The organism is Leifsonella bigeumensis (assembly GCF_039537265.1).
GTDB lineage: Bacteria > Actinomycetota > Actinomycetes > Actinomycetales > Microbacteriaceae > Terrimesophilobacter > Terrimesophilobacter bigeumensis.
The window spans coordinates 307,756-322,257 of record NZ_BAABAE010000001.1 but is presented as its reverse complement, the minus strand read 5'-3'; the positions used below and the strand labels follow the sequence as shown (position 1 = coordinate 322,257).

The following is a 14,502-nucleotide window of genomic DNA, read 5'->3' as shown; positions in this document are numbered from 1 at the left end:
TCTGGTGGGCTGAGCGGTGGCGCAATTCTGGCCTGCCCGGCCTCCGCAGGCCGGGTACGTGGCGAGCGTCAGCAACACGACGGCGCAGCTCATCAACTTCCCTGCACCCTTCGGAGCACCGCCTATCGTGGTCGCCACGATCGTGCAGTCCCGGCTCCCGCTCACAGTGCAGGACATCACAACGACCGGGTTCAAGTGCATTGTGGAGGGCACTATTCCTCGGGCGGTCAACTGGGTGGCGCTCCCGGCAAGCTGAGGCCCGCTGATGGGCCAGTTCTGGCCACCGATGCCGGATCCTCGCGCGGCCGGTCTTGTCACGATCACCGGCAACGGCGGGTCTACACGAACGGTTGCGATCACGTTCCCGGCCGGCAAGTTTGCAACCGCCCCGATCGTCATCGCGGGCTCGGTCAACTCGGCGGGAGGGGTGCCGCTGACAGCGATGGCGCTGAACGTCACGACAACGGGCTGCGACATTCGCCTCGCGGCGGGCACAGCGTTCTCGTCGTCGTACGACGTTCCCTGGATCGCGATCCCCGCCTGATCGGTGCGGGCCGGTGAGCCAGTTCTGGCCACCGGTCGCCTCCGATACCGGGTGGATCACCCCGACCCTCAACACTGGGTGGACGGCGCTCGTAGGGGAGACGCCCCAGTACCGGCTCATCGGTGACGACATCAAGTTCCGTGGCCGTGGCAACTCGACAGGTGCGACAGCGGATGCGTTCACGCTGCCGTTCACAATGCTGGTGCAGGTTGTCGGCCAGACCGACGCGAACGGCACGCCGGCCCGCTGTATTGTGCGCACGACCGGAGCGGTCGGACAGGTCACTGCGGCCGCGGTCACCGCGTTTTCGTTCGGCGGATTCCCTCCCATCACCCGCTGACCCCACCGTCTATCCCAGGCCCCTGATGGGGCGTTTTGCATTTAAGGAGGACACCATGCTCACTGCCAGACCAACCCCTGCAGGGCGTCAGGGTCGACCCGATCACGGCATCTCTGCACCGTTCGGCCGTTCACCCCAATACTTCGACGGGACTCGTGTGCATCACGGGCAGGACTACTACTGGCTCAACGCCGATCCTGCCGGTTCCCGGAGGGTGTTCGCGGCCGGTGCTGGCACTGTGTCCCGCGTCTACTGGGATGCCACGATGGGCGGTTGCATCGAGGTCAACCATGGCTCCTTCATCACTCGGTACTGCCACATGCCGCAAGGGTCCGCCGCCGTCAAGGTGGGACAGGCGGTGACGACGAGCACCTATCTGGGACCGATGGGGAACGCTGGCACCGCGGCGAACGGGCAGAACCACCTGCACTTCGAGGTGTGGAAGAACGGCGCCCGCGTGGACCCCGAACCGTACTTCCGGATGCTGGGGCCGAATCAGCGGCAGGTGCTCGCGACGGCGAGTGTGAATCGGAGGGCGGAGCCGACGACCCTCGCAGAGAAGATCGGTTCGGCTGCGGCCGGGTCGATTCTGACGCTCACCGGGTGGCGTCACGGTGTGGAGGTTCAGGGCATCGATGAGTGGGTGACTGATGGCAACGGCTGGATGTGGCTGGGAGGCTTCACCGACACGGGCGTACACGATCTGGCGGACCTGACACCGCCGCCCGTGATCGAGCCCCCCGTGATCGAGCCGACCGAACCGCCTGTGGTGATCGAACCTCCTGCTGAGCCGGACCCGCCGATCGAGCCCACAGAGCCTGCTCCGCCTGTCGAGTTGCCGGACCCTCCGGTCGAGGATGAGCAGACCCCACCGGTCACTACCCCCTCGACGTCCACCGTGAACCGGACCGGCGTTCTCATCGTCTCCGGTTTCATCGCCATCATCGCGACCGTCGGGACGATCATGTCGTCCTGCGGGGGTCCCTCGTGAGCCGGGTGCTCGCCACCGTTGGTCTGGTCACGGTCGGCCTCGTCGTGCTTTTCCTCCTCGGGTACTGGCTGCTACCGGCGGCCGCGTTGTGCTTCCTGTTCTGCGGATGGTGGTGAACGATGGCAGCAGAGATCCCGTCCGGGTCGGTCATCATCACCCCCGACGACATGTGGAAGACGGTGCAGGAGACGCGCGATATTGCGCGCGATACCCAGCAGGAGGTCAGCAAGATTCGGCTCCTCATCGATCCGGAGCTGAAGAACATCCGCGAGGATGTGCGCACCCTCGATGACCGGGAGGCCGCACACCACAACGCACACGGGTTGCGCATCACCGACCTTGAGAAAGCGTCCTGGTCGTCACGGTGGATTCCCGCGCTCATCACGTCGTTGCTGTGCAGTGTCGCGGCCGGCGTCGTGCTGTACATCATCACCCGCGGCCTGGCCGCCTAACCGAAGTGGAGTAACCATGATTCTGAACAAGTACCTCGCCGCGCTGTTGAGCATCGCGATCGTCCTCATCACCGCGTTCGTCGCCATCCCTGACGACCAGCGCACCCCCGCCACGCTGTGGCAGCTCGGCATCCTCGCAGCCGGCGCGATCGCCACCTACCTGGTACCCATCGTCGACGGCCGCTGGGCCGGCCTGCTCAAGACCGGTGCGGCGATCGTCGCCGCGGTGATCGGCGCCCTCATCCCGCTACTGGGTTCTGGGCATCTCACGGTCACGCAGATCCTCGTGCTGATCCTCGCGGGCTTGAACGTGCTCGCCGTCGAGGTCGGTGTGAATGTCCGCAAGGACGACGTGCGGCTCGCGGCCTGATGGCCGACACCGAGCGGGTCGATGGCGTGCAGGTGCCAGTCGATCCGCAGGATGAGCTGCAGTGCGACTCATGCCAGTGAGGAGGGCACGATGAATCACCTGACAGCGCTTGAGCGTGCCGATCACACCGGTTGGGCCTACGGGTCACGGAACCGTCGCACGGGCGCCTATGCGCTCGGCTACTGCGCCGAGCAGCCGCACGTGCACCCGACGGAGGATGAGGCGCGCGCCTGCTACGGGCAGTACCAGCGGGATCGCGTTCGCCTCGATAGCCGAACCTCGAACTGGTGCGACTGCGCCGAGTGCGGAGAGCCGACCAAGACGGGCGCTCGCATTGAGGGCGATGGCTACAACCTCGCGACGCTCTGCGAGAAGCACCTCACCGCCGAGCTCGCGATCAAGCACCTCCACATCGACGGCCCGGCAGGTGACTCCTGGCAGTCTTGACCCGCACTACAGCACGACGCCCCCGGCGCTCGGACTTGTGTTCATAGAACACTCCGAGCGCCGGGGGCGTTTTCTCGTCTCTCTGTTCTATGCTGAAGTGGACCCCGCACCCGCGTGAACGGGCCGGGGCGTGACCGACTGATTGGAGTCGATATGTCTGAGGGTAGTTGCTCGGAACCGAATTGCGGTGCTCCCGCGAAAGTTCGAGGCTTCTGTAGTTCATATTACGGGCGGAAGTACCGCCGCGGGGAGATTGAGCTCTTGCCGAAGGACCCGTCGCATCACCGCCTGACTAGCGTCGATCGCGAAGCCAAGACGGCCATATGTAGTGTTTGTGGCCCCACGCGGATTCGAGTCCGCACCGTTCGAGGATGCCAATGCATTTCGCTGCACAGAGCAGAGGCCGCGAAGCGAACCGGACGAAAGGGCAGTCCGCTCAGCCGTGAACAATCTCGTGAGTACCGGCTCAAGGCAAAGTTCGGAATCACAATTGAGGAATACGAAAGAATGCTTGCGATGCAGGACGGCCGTTGTCGAATTTGCGGGACGCTACCGGCCGAGAAGCGCCGATTGGCGGTTGACCACGATCACGCAACCGGCGAGATTCGCGGGCTTCTTTGCAGCCACTGCAATACCGCGTTGGGATTCATGGGCGATGACGTCACGAGGCTCTCGGCCGCAATCGGGTACCTCAAGGCATGAGCACGGAGAGTGGCCGGGGGCGATTCGTCGTTTAAGGCCGCACGGTCACTCGACAGCCCGCGCACCACCATGCTCCGACGGTCGCCTCCATCGGCTCAAGACACGAAGGGCAGTTCGGTGTGTCGAGGTCTTCGAGGTCGTCCACGGTTCGAGGGTAGCGGGATGTCTCACCCCTCGGCCAAGATATTCTCATGCTCTCTGACCGTGACCGCGCTCTGCTCGAGTTCGAGGATGCGCACCCGATACCGGGAGGGGCGAAGCCGGACCTGATCAAGACGACATTCGGTCTGTCGGCGGCACGCTACTACCAGAGACTCAATCGGATCATCGACGACGCAGCTGCGCTCCAAGATGCGCCCCTGCTGGTGCGGCGACTACAGCGGCTCCGTCGGCAGAGGATGGCCGCGCGCGCCAGTTGACCGTCACGGCCATTTTGTGAGTTCACGGTTCAGTAGACCCAGAGCGGTCACACGATCAACAATGAGATCCCCGCACGCTCCCACTTTCGTGTTCGGCACGGCTTCGGTTCCGCACACGGCGCGAATTTTCAACGCGCTCGCCGCTTCAAGGCTGCTGGTCAATGCGGCAAAGTCGCTCTCGCGGCCCTCAGGCGGCCCCAACTCGTCGAGCTCCTGCAACGCGGTCGCAGTCGTCGTATCGACCGTGTCGGCGAGCACGTAACAGTCAGGGCCGGTACTGCGATCGAATACCCACGCCTCAGCACACTCCGATTGTGTCGTGGCCGCCTTGATCCAGTCAGCTTTGTACGGCGCGATGATTCCTGCTACATCGACGGCCGTGGCTGGGGCGGGAACGGACGTGCAGCCGGCGAGGGTTAGCGCTGCAAGAAGGGGGACGGCGAGGAATGCTCTCATGGCGCCCGAGTTTATCGACGTCGCCCGCGATGCGGTAGGCCTCAAGGGAGGATAATCCGCTAGTTACTCGCTACTTTGCGCGGGATAGTGAGGGAATCGCCGGGTGCTACTTTTCGTAAAGTCCTAGATCGGAGCAACCCAGGGGAGGTCAAGGAATCATCACTCCAGAACTCCAGCTTCCCAAGCTGGTAGCGCGGGTTCGATTCCCGTCACTCGCTCCACGCCACCGCCCTAACTTTCCGCCTCGTAAGGACGAAGCAGCGCCTCCCTACGACCCCGCAGGCTCCGCGAAGTCGCCGGCGTCACGCCGGAACCGCGCCAGAATCTCCACGAGAGCCGTGCGGTCATCCGCATCGAGGCCGACATCGCCGAAGAACTCGCGGTTGATGACCTCCGTCGCCTCGTCGACGATCGCACGACCGGGCGGCGTGATCCGGATGAGCGTCGCCCGCCCATCCGTCGGATGCGCGGTGCGCTTCAGCAGGCCGGCGGCCTCCAACCGGTCGGTCGTGTTCGTCACGCTCGTCGGATGCACCTGGAGCCGGGCGCTCGCGCTCGCCATCGGCAGGGTACCGTCGCGCGTGAAGCTCAGCAGTCGCAGCATCTCGTAGCGCGCGAAGGTCAGCTCGAAGGGCCTCAGCAGCGCCTCGACCCGTGCGAGCATGAGCTGCTGCGCCCGCATGATCGACGTCACCACCGCCATGCCGTCGGCCTCGGCGCCCCAACCGTGCTGCGTCCACTGGCGATGCGCCTCGACGATCGGGTCCCAGGGCAGCGGCTTCTTCTCCGGCATCCGCCCTCCCTTTCTGGTTGATGGCGTGCTTTCAGATTAGCGTCGGCCCGCCCGCGCCGGCCCGCATAGGCTGGATGGACATCCGCACCAGAATGAGGACCCTGCCATGACGACACCGATCGCCGTTCCCACCATCAACATCGACCGCGACCCGGCCGTCGTCGGTCGCGAGTTCGACGAGACCCTGCGCGAGGTCGGCTTCTTCCAGATCGTCGACCATGGCGTGCCGGATGAGGTGGCCGACCGCTGCTGGGAGGTCACCCGCTCCTTCTTCGACCTGCCGCTGGAAGAGAAGCTCTCCGTTGAGCGGCAGGAGGGTGGGCTGTATGGCTACTTCCCGATGCTCACCGAGTCGCTCGCGCAGTCGCTCGATGCGATGGCGCCCGGCGACCTCAAGGAGTCGTTCAACATGGGCCCGGGTGTCGTCGCCGGACACAAGCCGGCCGACGAGACCGAGGCGAGCCTGTTCTCCGCGAACCGCTGGCCGGCGGCCCTGCCCGAGTTCAAGCCGGTGTGGGAGGCCTACTATGCGGCCATGTCCACGCTTGCGAACCGGCTCATGACGATGTTCGCCCACGGCCTCGACCTGCCCGCCGACTTCTTCGCCGACAAGATCGACCGCAGCCCGAGCGCCCTCCGGGCGATCAACTACCCGGAGCAGTCCGCCCCGCCGGAGGACGGCCAGCTGCGCGCGGGCGCCCACACCGACTACGGCACGCTCACGATCCTCCGTCAGGAGCTCGGCCGGGCCGGCCTTCAGGTGCGCGACGACCACTCGGATGCCTGGGTCGACATCCCGCCGACCCCCGGCGCCCTCGTCATCAACATCGGCGACCTCATGGCACGCTGGACCAACGATCGCTGGACGTCGACGCTTCACCGCGTCGTGAACCCGGATGCCGGCTCGGCCGTCTCCACCCGTCGCCAGAGCATGCCGTTCTTCCACAACGCGAACTACTCTGCGCTCGTCGAATGCCTGCCCTCGAGCCTCGCCGCGGGCGAGACCCCGAAGTACGAGCCCGTGCTCGCCGGCCCGCACCTCGCCGGGAAGTCGCACAAGGCGGTCGGCTAGAGCCGGGCATCCGGCCACGAACCGATCAGAACCAACGGTCCTGCGGCGGTACGACGAGTTTGCGGACGCGCGCCTTCCTCGGCGGCACGTCGGCACATGCAGCGAGCGCCGGGTCGAGCTCCCACCATTCCCCGATGACGACCCAGCGGCCATCCGGATACTTGAGCCGCCGCGCCCGGTAGCGGGTCTCGCCGGCCACCTCGATCTCGTCGACATAGCCTGCGACCTCGCCGGCAACGCTCACCTGCCAGAACCGCTGATCCAGTGCGGTGACATCCACCAGTTCCTCCTCGGTGCGCACAATCTCTGTTCGCAGCCGGCCCTGTGCGCCGATTCTAAGCAACCTCCACCGACAACTCGCCCTGCGCCACGCGGCCGTCCACGAGGAGAATGGGTCGATGGACACCACCCACGACACGACCACAGACCCGGAGGTCCTCAAGGCCCTCGCACTCGCCCGTGAAGGGACCGCTTACTTCGAGCGCGCACTCGACGCCCTGAGCGACGAGGAGTTCGACGCGCAATCCCTGCTGCCGGGCTGGAGTCGCCGCCACGTCATCGCTCATGTCGGTTACAACGCACAGGGTATCCGGCGACTCGCGGAGTGGGCGGCAACCGGGGTGGAGAATCCCATGTACGCGTCGCCCGCTGAGCGAACAGACGAAATCGAAAAGGGGACGGCACTGGCCGCCTCAGAACTGCGCAGGCTCAACACACGGGCATCGGAGGAGCTCGACCTGGCGTGGCGCGGACTCACCGATGACGCGTGGCACTCCGAGGTGCGCACCATGTACGGCGTGCCGATCGCCACCACCAAGACGATCTGGATGCGCACCCGCGAGGTCTGGCTGCACACCGTCGACCTCGACAGTGGAGCGAGCTATGACGACTTCCCCGCGGGACTCATCGACCACCTCCTCGCGGATGTCCTCTCCACCTGGCGAGGCAGGCAAGCAGCCGAAGGCCTCCCGAACGTCGTGCTCGCACCGACCGACCGCGACACTGTACGAGCGGTCGGTGACGTGGACGATCCGGCCGCCATCGCACTGCGAGGTACCGCCACGAATCTCGCCCGCTGGGCGACTGGGCGCGGATCGGCGGGCGTCGCCACGGTATCCGGAGACCCGGTGCCGGAACCGGCTCGCTGGCTCTGACCCGGCCGGGCGGGCGACTACTTCCGCACGTCCCAGAGGTGATGCACCGGGTCGTGGATGAGGTAGCGCGCGAAGGTCGCGATCGTGAACTTCGCGCCGTCGCCGCGACGACCGGGGCGTGACCATGCCTCCGCCGGCACAGCGTCGAAGGCTGCGGCGAGAGCGCGGCCGGCGGCACCCAACCCGGTCGCGACCACGAGCGGGTCCTGTTCGTTGTACTTCTCGGCGATGGCCGTCTCGTCCTGGTCCCAGTTCGGGTAGATCGGGTCGTCCTGCGTGAGCATGAGGTCGAGCCGCACGGCGAAGAGGCGGAACACGTCCCGCACGTGCGCCGCATACTCGAGCGGAGACCAGGTCCGCTCATCCGGCCGCACCCGCACGTCGGAGCGTTCGAGCACCGCCGGCCACTCCGCCACGTTGGCGCGGAGCAGCCCCGCCACGTCGCGCTCGTCCGTCGTCGAGGCGTCGAATCCGCACTCGGGGCACGCCTTGCCCAGCACCCAGGTCCAGTCCTTCGTGTCCGGTTCGATCGCCATGATTCATGGTCACCCATCAGGCAATGCCATTACCGTAGATTTCATGCCAATCTTCGAAGCGGATGTCGTCACCGCCGTGCTGAAGCATATGAACGATGACCACAACGACGACAACCTGCTCATCGCGCGCGCGTTCGGGCATCCGGATGCCGACTCGGCCACGATGACCGGTCTCGATGGCCTCGGCGGGTTCTGGGGTTACACGATCGGCGACGACGCCCACGAGCTCGGTGTGCCCTGGTCGGGTCCGATCAGCGCCCGACCGGAGATCCGCCGCGAGATCGTGGTGCTCTACGACGCGGCCTGTGCACGACTGGGTGTCGAACCGCGCCCTCACGCGTAGCAGCCATATCGGTTCGCGATCGACTCAGGTAAGCTTAGGCTGACCTAACCACGATCGAAATGGGTTTCCCAGTGACCGTCATCCCGTTCTCTCACGCCCTGCGTGAGCGCACCTGGACGAGCCACGGCCAGTCCGAGGGCGCCACCTTCATGCACGACCTCATGAGCGGCAAGGGCACCCGCGAGGACTACATCGCGCTCGTCGTGCAGCACTACTTCATCTACGAGGCGCTCGAAGAGGCGGCGGATGCCATGGCCGGGGACGAGATCGCCGGCCGCTTCATCACCCCCCAGCTCACCCGCATGCCCGCGCTCCAGGCGGACCTCGAGTTCCTTCTCGGCGAGGACTGGCGCTCGGTCTCAGCACCGCTGCCGACGACCACCCGCTACGTCCACCGCATCAAGGCGGTCGCCGACTGGTCCGGCGGTTTCATCGCTCACCACTACACCCGCTACCTCGGCGATCTCTCCGGCGGCCAGCACATCTCGAAGATCATGCAGAAGCGCTTCGGTTTCGACACCAACGGCATCGGCTTCTACCTCTTCGACCAGATCGCCGACCCCAAGGACTTCAAGGACACCTACCGCGAGCAGCTGGATGCCGTCGCCTGGGACGACGCGGAGCGCGAACGCGTGATCGACGAGGTGCTCACCGCCTACCGACTCAACACCGAACTCTTCCAGGATCTCTCAGCCGCGAAGGCCGCTGCCGCCTAGCCACAGTTCGCCGGTTGAGTAACGCCGAAGGCGCGTATCGAAACCATGACCGATCGTCGCTGCGTCGTGCGTTCGAAATCGGTCTGAATGGCGACTGACTCGTCACTCCAGAAAGAATTCCAGAAAGTCGCCGTTATCCGGATCTCCTTGCATGAGGTACAGGTGGTCAAGATCGACCCAGCCAAACTCTAAGTACAGCTCTACGCCGGAACCCGGAGAGTATTGGAGCCAGATCAGGTTGCCGAAAGGTTCGTCCGGCGGCACGTACTCCCAAGTGCCCGAGAAGGCCACCCGTTCCTGCTCGCTCGTTTCGACCGGTGGAAGTCCGATGCGCTCGAAGGCATCGATTCCGGTGTAACCGACGGGCACATTCCTGACGTCGAACGTCATGTCCTTCCGCAGGATCAGAGTTGCGTCGAACCGATTGGAGTTCCACGTTCCGACCAGATCCGACACGGTCAGCTTGGGCGGAACGAGCAGTGCGCAGGATGACAAGAGCAGCGCCGACAACGCGACACATGACGCCGCGAAAGCTCTCGATGCTCTCATCGCGCTGATGCTTTCCTGACTTTGGCTTCGGCTCGTCTAAGCCCCGTGCGAGCAGGATCGGACTTGAATCAAACGGTTGAGGGACGCGGCCTGTCGCCTGACGGCACGTGGCCCACCAACCGTGGATTGGAGTTCGATCATCCGACCATCCGCGAGCGTGACGCGAATCATGGATGCAAAATTGGTGTCGCTGCTTTTACTGAGGAACCCAGAATACGGGATGGCATCGCTCCTCCGAATACCTGACCATTCCAGGGTGAAACGCCTCATCCAGGAGACGAAGCGGACCCGGTCACTCCCCACATAGACGCCGATGTACATCGATCGAAGCATGGTCACGGTGGCTACGAACTGGAAGATGCAGGCGGCCAGTAGTCCTTGCCCACCTCCATCGGATAGAAATGCCAGGAAGGAGACGGTAACGATGACAAACGCAGCGGTTGCAAGCCATCGAGCGAGAGTCCCGCTACCTTTCAGCCGCTGCATTGCTTGATCTTCCCGTATTCCACGGGGTAGCGGTAGCCCGGTGTTCTCGGCGTGATACCGACGGGCTGGCTGGCGAAAAGTGCCGGCGGCCCCGGGTTTGGCGGGCATCCATGGGCAGGGCTGTCGGCACTTTTCGCCAGGCAGCACGTCACCCCTAGGCTTCGATACCGGGGATGGGCGCCGCGTTCGCCATGAAGCGGCGCACGTTCTCGTCGACGATGATGTCGGATGGCCGCAGCGGCCTCGTGAGGTACAGCCCGTCGAGCTCGGTGATGCGGCTCAGTGCCACGTAGGTCTGCCCTGGCGCGAACGACCGCTGCCCGAGGTCGACGATCGCGCGGTCGTAGGTCTTGCCCTGGGACTTGTGGATCGTCACCGCCCACGCGAGCCGCAAAGGGAACTGGGTGAACTCGGCGACGATATCCCGCGTCAGTTGCTTGGTGGCGGCCGAGTAGGAGTACTTGTACTTCTCCCAGACCGCCGGCTCCACCTCGTGCGTCTCCCCGTCGACCTCGACGTACACCGTCGATGTGATCTTGCGCACCGTGCCGACGGTGCCGTTCACCCACCGCTGGTCAGGATCGTTGCGCAGGAACATGACGCGTGCCCCCACCTTGAGCTCGAGCGTCTCATCCGCAGGGAATGCCCGTCCGCCGAAGTCGCCGGTGATGTCGGCCTTCGCGGTGAGCGCACGGCCGGGCAGCCGGGCGAGTTCGGCGGCGTTGATCCGGTTGACGGTGTCGTTCCTCGTCGCGAGGGTGATCGCATCCGCCCCCGGTGCCGGCCGTGCCCCGACCTCGTTGAGCCGCGCCGCGATCTCGGCGGTGACCGTGCCGTGCCGCACGGCGTTCAGCATCGCCTTGAACTCTTCCTCATGCTGGCGGTGGATCGTGTTGAGCTCGAAGATGCGAAGGTCGGTCTCGTCCCAGACCTTCGCGTCGAAGAACCACATCGACCGGTACTGGTCCTCGAAGTAGGCGCGTTCGTCGGCGTCGCCGGGCACCGGGGCAAGCTGGTACGGGTCGCCGAACAGCACGACCTGCACGCCGCCGAAGGCCTCCTCCTTTCGCTGCCGGGCCTGGCGCAGACTGCGGTCGACGGCATCCAGCAGGTCGGCGTTGACCATGGAGACCTCGTCGATCACAAGGGTGTCGATCGTGTTGAGCAGCTTGCGCAGGTCGCCGTTCTGCTCGATGTCGTGATCGGCGATGACCCCGATCGGCAGGCGGAACAGCGAGTGGATGGTCTGGCCGCCCACGTTGAGCGCTGCGACACCGGTCGGGGCGGAGATCACGAGCTGCTTCGAGGTGTTCCACGACAGGTGGTTCAGGAGTGTCGACTTGCCGGTGCCCGCACGTCCGGTCACGAACACGTTCTCGCGCGTGCCCTCGATGGTCGCGAAGACGGCGGCCTGCTCTGCGGAGAGCTCGTGCACGGTCACGGATGTTCCTTTGCGTGTCGGATGCCGGCCCAGCGTGTCGATGGAGTGTCCAATCTATCGCGTCGGCCGGCGGCATCCGGCGCGGCATGCACAGGGCCAGGATGCGGGGATCGCCAGCCTAGGATTGTGGAATGGTGTCGCCCCCCGAGGATCATCCTCGCCACTCCCGCAGGCACACCATCGTCATCTGGACGGTACTGCTCGCCCTGCTGATCGGCGCCTTCGCGGCGACCGTGGCCATCCTCAACGCCACGGTGTTCAGCGCCGGCGGGTTCGTCGGCTCCTACCTCTCGGCACTCCAGCGCCACGACCTGCGCGAAGCGCTCACGACCTCCGGGGTTCTCGGGTCGGCTCGCGCGGAGAGCGACCTGCTCGTCCCCGAGGCGCTGGGCGCCCTCGACGACATCCACCTCGTCTCGGATCTCGACCAGGGTGCCGGCGTCCACCTGGTCACCTACGAGTTCGAACTCGGCGGCGCGCCCGGCAGCAGCGCCTTCCAGGTGCAGAGCACCGGCCCGCGTCTCGGATTCTTCTCGACCTGGTCGTTCGTGCAGAGCCCGATGGCGGTGCTCAGGATCACGCCGCTGCACGATCCCGCGTTCACGGTCAACGGCGTCGAGGTGGTCTCGGCCGCCGGCGCCAACAACCAGGTCGCCTACCAGGTGCTCGCCCCCGGCCTCTACGTGGTCGACCACGAGTCGCGCTACCTCGAGGCGGACGCCGTGCCCGTCGCCGTGACCGGCCCGAGCAGCGTGACGCCGGTGACCGTCGACATCCAGGCAAGTGCAGACTTCGTGGAGCAGGTGCAGAAGGAGGTCGACGGCTTCCTCGACGACTGCACGACGCAGACGGTGCTCTTCCCGACCGGATGCCCGTTCGGCCAGGAGCTCTCCAACCGGGTCGTGAGCACCCCCGCCTGGTCGATGGCGCGCTACCCGGAGGTTGTGATCGAGCCGGGACCGGACCCGGGAACCTGGGTCATCCCCAACGCCCAGGGCGCCGCGCACCTCACCGTCGACGTGCAGTCGCTCTTCGACGGAACGCAGTCGACCTTCGATGAGGACGTGCAGTTCGCCCTCAGCTGGGTGCTCACGATCGACGGCGACCAGGTCGACATCCGGGCTCAGTGAGGTTGAAGTGCCGCCTGGAGGCGCTCAACAATTTCGCGATAAGCGCGCCGATAGGCCGACTCCAATGTCGGAAGCCGGAAGAGGTACGGGCCCTCGTCATTCAGGAGTTGAAGATGAAGAACCGCCGCCCGACCCTCATTGCTCGAGACCCGCATGCGCACCTTCAAGGGGAGCCGCCGATACCCCTTCGGGTTCCAAAGGCCCCAGACGCGCAGCTTCGCGCGTGAACCGATCCCGTACACGCTCCAACCCCCTTCCCGAGCGAGTGGTCGAGCACGGAATGACCCTATGAGCACGGAGGCCGCCACTGCCTCGGCATCCCCTGCCCCGGAGGCGAGAGGGATACTCACCTCTTCCTCAATCGCAGGTAGCACGCATCATCCCTTTCACTTGCGGCGCCGCTTGAATTCTGCAATTTGAATCGCAAATGCGGCTGCAATAACCAACATGATCGCCGCGACAATCGCGATTCCTCCCCCTGAATCGTGCGCCTGAAGACCGTGAGCAAGGAGCACCGCCCCAACCATAGCCATCAAAGTGAGGAGGGCACCAAATAGCCGTTGATTCTTTGCGTTCATAGCACGACCTTCGAAAGCACACCGATGTTCTAGAAGCGCCGCCGTTGCCGTGACTCACCATCCCTCCAAATCCCTCTATCTGATCCATCAAACCCGGGAAAGCTCAGCTAACTGAGCGGTATTGCAGTTAGGGGTTAATTACGGACTGTGCAACTGTGTGAGGCGCTCGACGAGTCCCTCCAGCTCTGACGAGGTCATTACGACGGTGCTGAATAGCCAACGACGCACGACCGGAAATAGCACTCGCAGTTCGCTCTTCTCCCCGTCTATTTCGAGGACTGCGGTTGGAAGCTTGTAGTCAGAGGAATAACCCACACTGATCCGTTGAATGTCATCCCATGTGAGAGAGCCGAACGGCATCTCTCGCGAGTTCCGCCAGAAGCGCAGACCTGTCGAGTCTCCGATCACTACGATTGCCCTGCCGATCGGCTTCGACCGAAGGCCCGTTTCGAAGCATTTCATCAACAGCGAACGCTCGGTCTCCCCTACTGCACCGATCAGGGTCAAACCCCGCTCTCCTCGAGCTCCCAGCAGAAGTGCACTCCAGCGCCACGGCAACCAGATGAGCGAGAGTGAGCCAGCTAGGAGACTCGTGAGGACCAGAATCGACATCGCGGGTATGACAACCCTCACTAAGACGGCATCCCGTCCCAGCGGCAGCGTCACAAGCGTCAAAACTCCGAAAAAGATCGTCAGGAAGACGACCGCAAAAAGGAAAGGACGAAAAGCTCCGCTCCGAGACCGTCGTTCGGACCTCGACAAGGGAGAAAAAAACCATCCTTCCCCTCGGCTCTTCTTCATCTTCTGCTTCCTCGCCAAAGTTCAACAGTGAACCATGCAGCCCCGGTCATTACTCCGAACAATCCGCCGGCTGGATTGGCCAGCGAGAAGATCGTCGCGACCGAATTCGTTAGCATCTCGCCCTGACACATGCCATCCCAGCTATAACCAGCGCGCCAATGTTCCAGAGGCGCCGCCGTTGC

General features: G+C 64.7%; 21 protein-coding genes. 14 read left to right on the top strand and 7 right to left on the bottom strand.

What is annotated here, in order from left to right:
- Positions 1-16: 16 nt before the first annotated feature.
- The 9 genes from ABD678_RS01665 to ABD678_RS01630 all read left to right on the top strand — a co-directional run bounded on the left by ABD678_RS01665 (position 17) and on the right by ABD678_RS01630 (position 4,265).
- Complete coding sequence (locus ABD678_RS01665) at positions 17-256, top strand: H-type lectin domain-containing protein (protein ID WP_344753044.1); 240 nt, start codon at positions 17-19, stop codon at positions 254-256.
- 9 nt (positions 257-265) lie between these two features.
- Positions 266-544, top strand: coding sequence for a hypothetical protein (locus ABD678_RS01660; protein WP_344753042.1), 279 nt, complete (start codon positions 266-268; stop codon positions 542-544).
- 13 nt (positions 545-557) lie between these two features.
- The gene (locus tag ABD678_RS01655; RefSeq protein WP_344753040.1) at positions 558-884 is read left to right on the top strand and encodes a hypothetical protein; all 327 of its coding nucleotides are present in this window, start codon (positions 558-560) and stop codon (positions 882-884) included.
- A gap of 55 nt (positions 885-939) precedes the next feature.
- Positions 940-1,875 (top strand): M23 family metallopeptidase, encoded by a 936-nt coding sequence (locus ABD678_RS01650; protein WP_344753038.1) that lies wholly within the window; start codon positions 940-942, stop codon positions 1,873-1,875.
- 119 nt (positions 1,876-1,994) lie between these two features.
- Complete coding sequence (locus tag ABD678_RS01645) at positions 1,995-2,327, top strand: hypothetical protein (protein WP_344753036.1); 333 nt, start codon at positions 1,995-1,997, stop codon at positions 2,325-2,327.
- A gap of 16 nt (positions 2,328-2,343) precedes the next feature.
- Positions 2,344-2,697 (top strand): hypothetical protein, encoded by a 354-nt coding sequence (locus tag ABD678_RS01640; protein ID WP_344753034.1) that lies wholly within the window; start codon positions 2,344-2,346, stop codon positions 2,695-2,697.
- A 90-nt stretch (positions 2,698-2,787) separates the two neighbouring features.
- Positions 2,788-3,144, top strand: a complete 357-nt coding sequence (locus ABD678_RS01635) for a hypothetical protein (protein WP_344753032.1) — start codon at positions 2,788-2,790, stop codon at positions 3,142-3,144.
- 153 nt (positions 3,145-3,297) lie between these two features.
- Complete coding sequence (locus ABD678_RS13775) at positions 3,298-3,846, top strand: endonuclease VII domain-containing protein (protein ID WP_425561927.1); 549 nt, start codon at positions 3,298-3,300, stop codon at positions 3,844-3,846.
- Between the two features lie 191 nt (positions 3,847-4,037).
- Entirely contained in the window at positions 4,038-4,265 is a 228-nt protein-coding gene (locus ABD678_RS01630) for a DUF3263 domain-containing protein (protein WP_344753029.1), read from the top strand.
- Between the two features lie 3 nt (positions 4,266-4,268).
- Here the strand turns inward: ABD678_RS01630 and ABD678_RS01625 are convergent, their stop codons facing one another.
- Entirely contained in the window at positions 4,269-4,721 is a 453-nt protein-coding gene (locus tag ABD678_RS01625; protein ID WP_344753027.1) for a putative periplasmic lipoprotein, read from the bottom strand.
- A 268-nt stretch (positions 4,722-4,989) separates the two neighbouring features.
- Positions 4,990-5,514 (bottom strand): MarR family winged helix-turn-helix transcriptional regulator, encoded by a 525-nt coding sequence (locus tag ABD678_RS01620; protein ID WP_344753025.1) that lies wholly within the window; start codon positions 5,512-5,514, stop codon positions 4,990-4,992.
- A 106-nt stretch (positions 5,515-5,620) separates the two neighbouring features.
- On the opposite strand from ABD678_RS01620, the gene ABD678_RS01615 reads away from it, so the two are divergent.
- On the top strand, positions 5,621-6,586 hold the full coding sequence (locus ABD678_RS01615; protein ID WP_344753023.1) for an isopenicillin N synthase family dioxygenase: 966 nt from the start codon (positions 5,621-5,623) through the stop codon (positions 6,584-6,586).
- A 25-nt stretch (positions 6,587-6,611) separates the two neighbouring features.
- On the opposite strand, the gene ABD678_RS01610 is transcribed toward ABD678_RS01615, so the two are convergent.
- Complete coding sequence (locus ABD678_RS01610) at positions 6,612-6,866, bottom strand: hypothetical protein (RefSeq protein WP_344753021.1); 255 nt, start codon at positions 6,864-6,866, stop codon at positions 6,612-6,614.
- Positions 6,867-6,984: 118 nt separating this feature from the next.
- On the opposite strand from ABD678_RS01610, the gene ABD678_RS01605 reads away from it, so the two are divergent.
- A complete protein-coding gene (locus ABD678_RS01605) occupies positions 6,985-7,740 on the top strand; it encodes a maleylpyruvate isomerase family mycothiol-dependent enzyme (protein ID WP_344753019.1) in 756 nt (251 codons plus the stop codon).
- A gap of 17 nt (positions 7,741-7,757) precedes the next feature.
- Here ABD678_RS01605 and ABD678_RS01600 read toward each other — a convergent pair whose 3' ends face one another.
- Positions 7,758-8,276, bottom strand: coding sequence for a DinB family protein (locus ABD678_RS01600; RefSeq protein ID WP_344753016.1), 519 nt, complete (start codon positions 8,274-8,276; stop codon positions 7,758-7,760).
- Positions 8,277-8,319: 43 nt separating this feature from the next.
- On the opposite strand from ABD678_RS01600, the gene ABD678_RS01595 reads away from it, so the two are divergent.
- Together ABD678_RS01595 and ABD678_RS01590 are read left to right on the top strand one after the other, a co-directional pair.
- Complete coding sequence (locus ABD678_RS01595; protein WP_344753014.1) at positions 8,320-8,619, top strand: DUF2470 domain-containing protein; 300 nt, start codon at positions 8,320-8,322, stop codon at positions 8,617-8,619.
- 59 nt (positions 8,620-8,678) lie between these two features.
- The gene (locus ABD678_RS01590) at positions 8,679-9,335 is read left to right on the top strand and encodes a biliverdin-producing heme oxygenase (protein ID WP_344753012.1); all 657 of its coding nucleotides are present in this window, start codon (positions 8,679-8,681) and stop codon (positions 9,333-9,335) included.
- Between the two features lie 102 nt (positions 9,336-9,437).
- On the opposite strand, the gene ABD678_RS01585 is transcribed toward ABD678_RS01590, so the two are convergent.
- Together ABD678_RS01585 and ABD678_RS01580 are read right to left on the bottom strand one after the other, a co-directional pair.
- Complete coding sequence (locus ABD678_RS01585) at positions 9,438-9,884, bottom strand: hypothetical protein (RefSeq protein ID WP_344753010.1); 447 nt, start codon at positions 9,882-9,884, stop codon at positions 9,438-9,440.
- Positions 9,885-10,524: 640 nt separating this feature from the next.
- A complete protein-coding gene (locus tag ABD678_RS01580) occupies positions 10,525-11,811 on the bottom strand; it encodes an ATP-dependent DNA helicase (RefSeq protein WP_344753008.1) in 1,287 nt (428 codons plus the stop codon).
- A 131-nt stretch (positions 11,812-11,942) separates the two neighbouring features.
- On the opposite strand from ABD678_RS01580, the gene ABD678_RS01575 reads away from it, so the two are divergent.
- Positions 11,943-12,941 carry a zinc ribbon domain-containing protein gene (locus ABD678_RS01575; RefSeq protein ID WP_344753006.1) on the top strand — a complete coding sequence of 333 codons (999 nt, stop codon included), beginning with the start codon at positions 11,943-11,945 and terminating at the stop codon, positions 12,939-12,941.
- A gap of 386 nt (positions 12,942-13,327) precedes the next feature.
- On the opposite strand, the gene ABD678_RS01570 is transcribed toward ABD678_RS01575, so the two are convergent.
- A complete protein-coding gene (locus ABD678_RS01570) occupies positions 13,328-13,519 on the bottom strand; it encodes a hypothetical protein (protein WP_344753004.1) in 192 nt (63 codons plus the stop codon).
- Between the last annotated feature and the right edge of the window lie 983 nt (positions 13,520-14,502).